This is a genomic window from Streptomyces sp. NPDC020807, from assembly GCF_040641575.1.
GTDB lineage: Bacteria > Actinomycetota > Actinomycetes > Streptomycetales > Streptomycetaceae > Streptomyces.
The window spans coordinates 1-8,509 of record NZ_JBFADU010000047.1; the positions used below are offsets into that span (position 1 = coordinate 1).

At 72.3% G+C, this 8,509-nt stretch carries 2 protein-coding genes; both read right to left on the minus strand.

All coding sequences use genetic code 11. The annotated features are described in order from the left end of the window. On the minus strand, positions 1-7,256 hold a 7,256-nt coding region (locus tag AB0G79_RS33160), incomplete at its 3' end, for an amino acid adenylation domain-containing protein (protein WP_360813177.1). Continuing rightward, the coding region (locus AB0G79_RS33165; RefSeq protein WP_360813179.1) for a non-ribosomal peptide synthetase at positions 7,253-8,509 on the minus strand (1,257 nt) is incomplete at its 5' end. The genes AB0G79_RS33165 and AB0G79_RS33160, both read right to left, overlap by 4 nt.

An 8,509-nucleotide genomic window follows, 5' to 3' on the forward strand; every position in this document is an offset into this window, starting at 1 on the left:
ACGCGGTGCCCACGATGCGACGCGACCGCCGCACGCGAACGATCGAACGGAAGCGCCAACTCCTCCGGAGAACCAGACAAAGCCTCACGCCAGTAAGCCATCTGACGCGCCATCACACTGCCGGTGTCGCTCTCGTCACCGAGCAGCTCGCGCTGCCACAGCGCGTAATCCGCGTACTGGACCGGCAGCGGCTCCCACGTCGGCGTCTCTCCGGCACTTCGCGCCGCATAGGCCGTGGACAGGTCCCGGGCCAGCGGTGCTATGGACCATCCGTCACCCGCGATGTGGTGCAGCACCACGACCAGCACCCGCTCCTCGGCACCCGCCTCGAAGAGGGTTGCTGCCATGGGGATCTCACGGGTGAGGTCGAATTCCCGGGTGGTTGCCTTCGCGATGGCGGTGTCGAGATCGACGGACGGAACGGCGATGCGGTCCAACTGCCATTCGACGTCCGCTGGTTCGATGATGCTCTGGTAGGGCTCGCCGTTCTCGGCCGTCGGGAAGACGGTCCGCAGGACCTCGTGCCGGCCGACCACGTCACGGAAGGCGAGGGCGAGTGCGTCCCCGTCGACGCCGCCGTCGAGGCGGAGAGCGAACGGGATGTTGTAGGTCGCGCTCGGACCCTCCAGCTGACCGATGAACCACAGGCGCTGCTGCGCGAAGGACAGCGGCACACGCTCCGGGCGCTCCCCCGCCGCCAGAGCGAGCCTGGCCCGACCCGCGCCGTCGAGACCGGCTGCCAGACCGGCAACCGTCGGCGTGTCGAACAACGCCCGAAGCGGGACCTCGACGCCGAGGACCGTACGGACCCGGCTGATGAGGCGGACGGCGAGGAGGGAATGGCCGCCGAGGGCGAAGAAGTCGTCGTCCACACCGACCTCGGGCAGGCCGAGGACCTGGGCGAAGACTCCGCACAGGAGCTCCTCGCGGAGCGTCGCCGGGCCCCGGCTGCCGGTGCCGGCTCCGGTGGCGTACTCGGGGGCGGGGAGGGCCTTGCGGTCGAGCTTGCCGTTGACGTTCAGCGGGAGCGCGTCGAGGACCACGACCGCCGACGGGACCATGTACGACGGCAGGCGTTCGCCAGCGAAGTCGCTTATCCGTGTGGCCAGTTCGGAGGTGGTGGCGGCTGAGGGCGTGGTGTCGTTCGGGACGACGTACGCGACCAGCCGCTTGTCCCCCGGGGTGTCCTCGCGGGCGATGACGGCCGTCTGGGCGACCTCGGGGTGCGCGGCGATCGCCGACTGGACCTCGCCCAGTTCGATGCGGAAGCCACGGATCTTGACCTGCTCGTCCGCGCGACCGAGGTACTCGATCTGACCGTCCGCGTTCCACCGGACCACGTCTCCGGTGCGGTAGAGGCGGCCGCCGTCGGACGAGAACGGGTCCGCGACGAAGCGTTCACCGGTCAGCTCGGGACGGCCGAGGTAGCCGCGGGCCAGACCCGCACCCGCGATGTACAGCTCGCCCACGACACCGGCAGGGACCGGGGCCAGGGTGCCGTCCAGGACGTACACCCGGGCGTTGGAGATCGGGCGGCCGATCGGGACCGCACCTTCGGTGCCCGCGTCCGTGCCCGCGTACCAGCCGGTCGTGTAGACCGTGGCCTCGGTGGGGCCGTAGATGTTGGCGACCCGGGCGCCGGGGATGGTCGTGCGGATGCCGGCGACGGCGTCCGCCGTGAGCGCCTCGCCGGCCAGGACGACGGTCCTGGGGCGGGCGTGGATCTCGCCCGCGGCCACCATCTGGGCGAAGGCCGAGGGAACACCGCTGACCAGGCTGACGTCGCCGACCGGGGTGTCGGTGTCGGCCAGGGCGAGGAGGTCGCGGACCACTTCCACCGTGCCGCCGGAGACCAGGGGGCCGAAGAGCTCGAAGACCGAGACGTCGAAGTTGAAGGACGTGGAGACGAGAACGCGCCGGAAGTCCTCTCCGCCGAACTCCGCCGCCGCCCAGCCGAGGAGCCCCGCGACCGACCGGTGCTCGACCACGACGCCCTTGGGGCGTCCGGTGGAGCCGGAGGTGTAGATGACGTAGGCCGGGTGCTCGGGGCGGATGCCCACGCCGAGGGGTGAGGCCGGGAGAGTGGTCAGGTCGAGCTCGTCCAGGACCAGGACGGTCGTCGCGTCCTCCGACCGCGGGATGGCCGTCGACGTGCTCGTCGAGGTCAGCAGCGCCGTCGGCTTCGCGTCCGCGAGCATGTACGCGATCCGGTCCGCCGGATAGGCCGGGTCGATCGGCAGGTACGCACCCCCGGACTTCAGCACCGCGAGCAGCGCCACGACCGACTCGATGCCACGCTCCAGGCAGACACCGACGAACGACTCCGGACCCACACCCTGGGTCACGAGGTGGCGGGCCAGCTGGTTGGCGCGGGCGTCCAGGTCCGCGTACGAGAGCTCCGCGCCGCCCGAGACGACGGCCACCGACCCCGGCGTCCGTGCGACCTGCGCCTCGAAGAGGCCGACCACGGTGGCGTCGCCGGGGAAGTCGACCGTCGAGTCGTTCCACTCGGTCAGCACCTGGCGCAGCTTCGTCTCGTCCAGGACCTGGACGGAGCGGAGTGGGACGTCCTCGTCGTGGTCGAGGGCGGATTCGAGGGCGGTGACCAGGTTTCCGGCCGCCGTGCGGACGAACTCGCCGACGCCGCGCGGGTCGATCGGCGCGACCGCGTCCACGGCGGCCCAGAGGCCGTCGCCGTTGTCGTCGACCGAGACGAGCAGGGGGTAGTTGGTCCGCTCGTGGGAGAAGACGGTCTTGATGCCGTCGAGCTGCTCGTCGCGCGGGGCGTCGGGCCGGCTCTCGGGCCGGAGTCGCGCCTGCGGCCGGGCTTCGGTCGCGCTGTGCGTGTTGTTGTGGCGGTAGTTGAAGAGGGCCGTGAAGAGCGGGGCGCCGGTCGGCATGCCGCTGGCCTGCTGTGCGACGGTGAGCGGCGCGTGCTCGTGTTCCAGGAGCTCGGCCAGTTGGCCGCGCATCGCGGTGACGGCCTCGAGGACGCCGAGGCGGTCCGTACGGACCCGGACCGGGAGCGTGTTGAGGAACGGGCCGGGGACCCGGTCGGAGCCGGCGCCGGCGTTCATCCGGCCGAAGAGGATCGTCCCGAAGACGACGTCCTCGCGGCCGCTGACCGCGGCGAGGACGCGCGCCCACGCCAGGTGCAGGAGGGTGGCGGGGCTGGCGCCGAGGCGGCGGGAGACCCGTCGGATCCGGTCCGTCAGGCCGTCGCCGAAGGGGACGACCTGGCGCGTCGAGTCGGCGCCGTCGCCTCGTACGTCCGCGACGCCGAAGGCGGCCGTCGGTTCGGTGACGTCGCCGAGGAGGTCGGCGAAGTAGCGTTCGTGTGCGGTGCGGTCGGCGGCGGCGCCGCGCGTCCGCGCCACGAAGGTGCGGAACGGCAGCGGGTCCGGGAGGTCCGCGCCCCGGCCGTCCAGGAACGCCCGCACTTCCTCCATGAGGATGTCGAGAGCCGTGTGGTCGCGGACCATGTGGTGGACCCGGACCAGGGCCAGCCACTGTTCCCCGCCGGGGACGGCGGCCGCGTGGATCCGGATCAGGGGGGCTTCGCCGAGGTCCATCGCGTAGCCGCCTGCGGCGACGAGGGCGGCGACCGGGTCGGTGTCGTCCGCGTCGAGAGCGACGTCGGTGATGGGCAGGGTGGCGTGGCGCCACACGACCTGGACCGGCTCGCGCAGGCCCTCCCACACGATCGACGTGCGGAAGATGTCGTGTCGGTCCAGGACGTTCTGCAGCGCGTCGAGGAAGGCGTCGAGTCGGGCGCGGGTGGCGAACTCGACGACCGTCGGCAGGACGTAGGCGTCGTCCCCGCCCTCGGCGAGGAGGCGGTGGAAGAGCAGGCCTTCCTGGAGGGGGGCCAGCGGGTAGATGTCGGCGATGTTCGCCGCGCCGCCCGTGACCGTGGTGGCCACGGCCGCGATCTCGTCGGGGGTGAGGTCGACGAGCGGCAGCATGGCGGGCGTGATCTCGGTGGCGCCGGCGGGGATGAGGTTCTCGGGCACGGCGATCTGCTCGGCGTCCGCCGAGGCCGCGAGACCGGCCGGGGTCGGCGTCTGGAACAGCGCCCGCGCGGAGACCGTGACGCCCTGGCGGCGGAGCAGCTCGACGAGGCGGATCGCGAGGAGGGAGTGTCCGCCGAGGCGGAAGAAGTCGTCGTCCACGCCGACGCCGGGGGTGGTGCCGGTGCCAGTGCCTGCCGCGTCGAGGCCGAGGACCTCGGCGAAGGCCGCGCAGACGATCTCCTCGCGGGCGTTGGACGGGGCGCGTCCGCCGCCGGTGGCGTACTCGGGTGCGGGCAGGGCCTTGCGGTCGAGCTTGCCGTTGGCTGTCAGGGGCAGGGCGTCCAGGATGACGACCGCCGAGGGGACCATGTGGCCGGGCAGTCGCTGCGCCGCGAACTGGATGATCGTGCGGGAGAGTTCGACACGGTACGCGTCGTCGTGGTCGTCGTGGTCGTCGTGGTCGCCGGTCTCGAGGTCGGTCGAGAGGACCGCGTAGGCGACGAGGCGGGTGTCGCCGGGGTTGTCCTCGCGGGCTATGACGGCGGCCTGGTCGACCAGCGGATGGGCGGCGATCACGCCCTGGACCTCGCCGGGTTCGATGCGGTAGCCGCGGATCTTGACCTGTTCGTCGGCACGGCCGAGGAAGACGACCTGGCCGTCCGGCGTCCACTTCGCCCGGTCGCCCGTGCGGTACATGCGCTCGCCCCGCTCGTACGGGTTGGCGACGAAGCGTTCGGCGGTGAGGGCTTCGCGGCCGACGTAGCCGCGGGCGAGGCCGGCGCCGGAGACGTACAGGTCCGCGACCACACCGACCGGGACCGGCTGCAGGCGGGAATCGAGCAGGTAGAAGCGGGTGTTGTCGATCGGCGTGCCGACCGGAACGCTCCCGCCCGCGATCCCCTCGGCGGTGAGCCGGGTGGTGGCGATGCCGATGGTGGTCTCGGTGGGGCCGTAGTGGTTGTGGATCTCCGCCCGCTCGTCGGCTGCGGCCGCGAGGAGCGCGGTGGCCAGGGCCGGCGGGGTGGACTCTCCGCCCAGGACGAGGGAGCGCCTCGGCAGGACGGGCTCGACGCCGGACGTGGCCAGGGCCGCCAGATGCGAGGGGACGATCTTGAAGTGGTCGATCTCGTGGTCGGCGAGGTAGGCGGCGACGGCGTGAGGGTCGGTGACCGCTGCCTCGTCGAGGATGTGGAGTTCGCCGCCGGTGGTGAGGCTCGCGAAGACGACCGTGTTGCCGAGGTCGGTGGCCTGCGCCTGGAGCAGCGCGTAGCGGGCACCCTCGCCCGTGAAACCGAGACGGTCGGGGACCGAGGCCGTGTAGTTCGCGAGGCCGCCGTGGGTGACCGCCACGCCCTTGGGCTGGCCGGTCGAACCCGAGGTGTAGATCACGTACGCCAGGGACTGCGGGTCGAGGGGGCGCCCTGGGCGGCTGGTCGGGGCGGCGGCGAGCTGCATCTCGACGAACGTTCCGTCGAGGGCCACCAGGCGCGAGCGGCCGGCGGGCAGTTCGTCGAAGAGGCCCTCGGTGGTCAGGACCAGCGCGGCGCGGCTGTCGCGCAGGATGTACGCGATCCGGTCCGTGGGCTGCGCCGGGTCGAGGGGCAGGTAGGCGGCCCCGGCCTTCCACGTGCCGAGGATGGTGGCGATCATGTCGGCGCCGCGCGGCAGGCACAGGCCCACGACCGCCTCGGCGCCGATGCCCTGACCGGTGAGGTAGTGGGCGATGCGGTTCGCCCGCGCGTCCAGTTCGGCGTACGTGACGTCCGTGCCGTCGGCGGTGAGTGCCACCGCGTCGGGGGTGCGGTCCGCCCACTGCTCGAAGAGCTCGTGCACCGGGGTGGCGGGCTCGTCGGAGGAGGTGGCGTTCCAGTCGGTCAGCACCCGACGGCGCTCGTCCTCGGCGAGGATCCGGATCGAGGCGAGCGTACGGCCGGGGTCGGCGGTCGCCTGGTCGATGACCTGTCCGAGGCGGGTGGCGAGGCGGGTGGCCGAGGCCACGTCGAACAGGTCGGCGGCGACCGTGAGCGAGCCTCGCAGGCCCGCCGGGGCCCCCTTCGGGTCGAAGAGCTCGCGGACGGAGACGTCGAGGTCGAACTTGGCGGCCCTGGTGCCGGCTTCGCGGGCGTCGGGCGCTGTCCCGGTGGTGGTGGGGGTGGCGGGGGCGATGACGGTCCGCTGGTTGTTCTGGACAGTCAACATGACCTGGAAGAGGGGGTGGCGGGCGAGGGAGCGGGCCGGGGCCAGCTCCTCGACGAGCTTCTCGAACGGGACGTCCTGGTGCTTGAAGGCGGAGAGGACGGTCCTGCGGACCTGGGCGAGCACCTCGCGGAACGTGGGGTCGCCGGACAGGTCGGTGCGCAGGACGAGGGTGTTGACGAAGAAGCCGACGAGGTCGTCGAGGGCCTCGTCCGTGCGGCCCGCGACCGCCGTGCCGACGGGGATGTCGGTGCCCGCGCCGAGCTTGGAGAGCAGGGTGGCCAGGGCCGCCTGGAGGACCATGAACGTGGTCACGCCCTCGGCCCGCGCCACCGCGGCGAGCCGCTGGTGCACCGCGGCGGGGACGCTCAGCGGGACGATGTGCCCCCGGTGGGAGGCCACCGGCGGCCGGGGACGGTCCGTGGGGAGCTCCAGCTCCTCGGGAACGTCCGCGAGTGCCTCGCGCCAGTAGGAGGTCTGCCGGGACATCACGCTGTCCGGGTCGTTCCCGTCGCCGAGCAGCTGACGCTGCCAGAGCGCGTAGTCGGCGTACTGGACCGGCAGTGGCTCCCAGGCGGGCGCCAGGCCTGCGGCACGGGCCTCGTACGCGGTCGTCAGGTCCCGGGTGAGCGGGCCCTCCGACCAGCCGTCGCTGGCGATGTGGTGCATCACCACGACGAGGACCTGCTCGTCCGGGGTCCGGAACAGCTGCGCCCTGACGGGGAGTTCGGCGCCGAGGTCGAACGCGTACCGCCCGGCCTCGTCGATCGCCCCGGACAGCTCCGCCTGGGCGACCTCGGTCACCGTCAGCGCCCAGTCCGGCTCGTCGGGGGGGAGGATCCGCTGGTAGGGCTCGCCGTCGACGAGGTCGAAGACGGTGCGCAGGACCTCGTGGCGGCCGATGACGTCCCGGAGGGCGGCGTCGAGCGCGTCGGGGCGCACGTCGGCCGGCAGTCGCAGGACGACCGGGACGTTGTAGGTCGCGCTCGGGCCTTCCAGCCGGCTGATGAACCACAGGCGCCGCTGCGCGAAGGACAACGGGATCATCGGGACTCCTCCTGGTTGCGGCGCATCGGCTGCAACGCCGGGCGGGTTGTTGGCGCGGGTCGGGACTGCTCCGAGCGTGCGGACTGCTCGGACTGCTCTGACTGCTCGGCGTGTTCCTCGGGGTGAACGAGTTGGGCGGCGAGGCCCGCGACCGTGGGTGCGTCGAAGAGCGCGGCGATCTCCACCTCGATGCCGAGCACCGTCCTGATCCGGTTGACCAGGCGGACGGCGAGGAGGGAGTGGCCGCCGAGGGCGAAGAAGTCGTCGTGCACACCGACCTCGGGGACGCCCAGGACCTGGGCGAAGGCCTCGCAGAGGACCTCTTCCTCACGGCTCGCCGGGCCGCGGCCCGAGCCCGCCGCATCGGCGTAGTCCGGTGCGGGGAGGTTCTTGCGGTCGAGCTTGCCGTTGGCGGTCAGCGGGAGCGCGTCGAGGACGACCACCGCGGACGGAACCATGTACTCGGGGAGCCGCTGGGCCGTCGCGTCACGGACGGCTCGCGCCAGGCCCTCGTCGGTCTCGTCTGGGTCGGTGGGGACGACGTAGGCGACGAGGCGGGTGTCCCCCGGGGTGTCCTTGCGGGCAACGACCGCCGCCTGGGCGACCTCACGGTGCGCCGTGACGACGGCTTCGACCTCGCCCGGCTCGATACGGAAACCACGGACCTTGACCTGCTCGTCGGCACGGCCGAGGTACTCCAGCAGGCCGTCCTTCGTCCAGCGGGCCATGTCACCCGTGCGGTAGAGACGGCCGGCGGGCTCGAAGGGATTGGCCACGAAACGCTCAGCCGTCAACGCCGGGCGCTTCACATAGCCACGGGCCAGCTGCGTGCCCGCGATGTAGAGCTCGCCGGCGACACCCGGAGCGACCGGGCGCATGCGCTGGTCGAGGACGTACAGGCGGGTGTTCGCGATCGGACGACCGATCGGCACCGTGTCCCCGACACTCTGACCGGCAGAGATCTCATGCACGCAGCAGCCGACGACCGTTTCCGTCGGGCCGTACTCATTCACAATCACGGACTCGGGAGCCAGCTCCAGCCAGTCACGGACGACCGTCCCGGACAGGGCCTCGCCACCCACGACCCACGTACGGGCGGAAGCAGCCGCCTGCTCGGGAGTGAGCATCTCCGCCAGGAGCGGGAGGTGGGCGGGGACCGCCTTGACCAGACCGAACGTCTCCGACGCCTTCACCAGGCCCGCGAGACCCTCCGCGCCGCCCTGCTCGTCAGCCACGACCGCCGAACCCGCGAC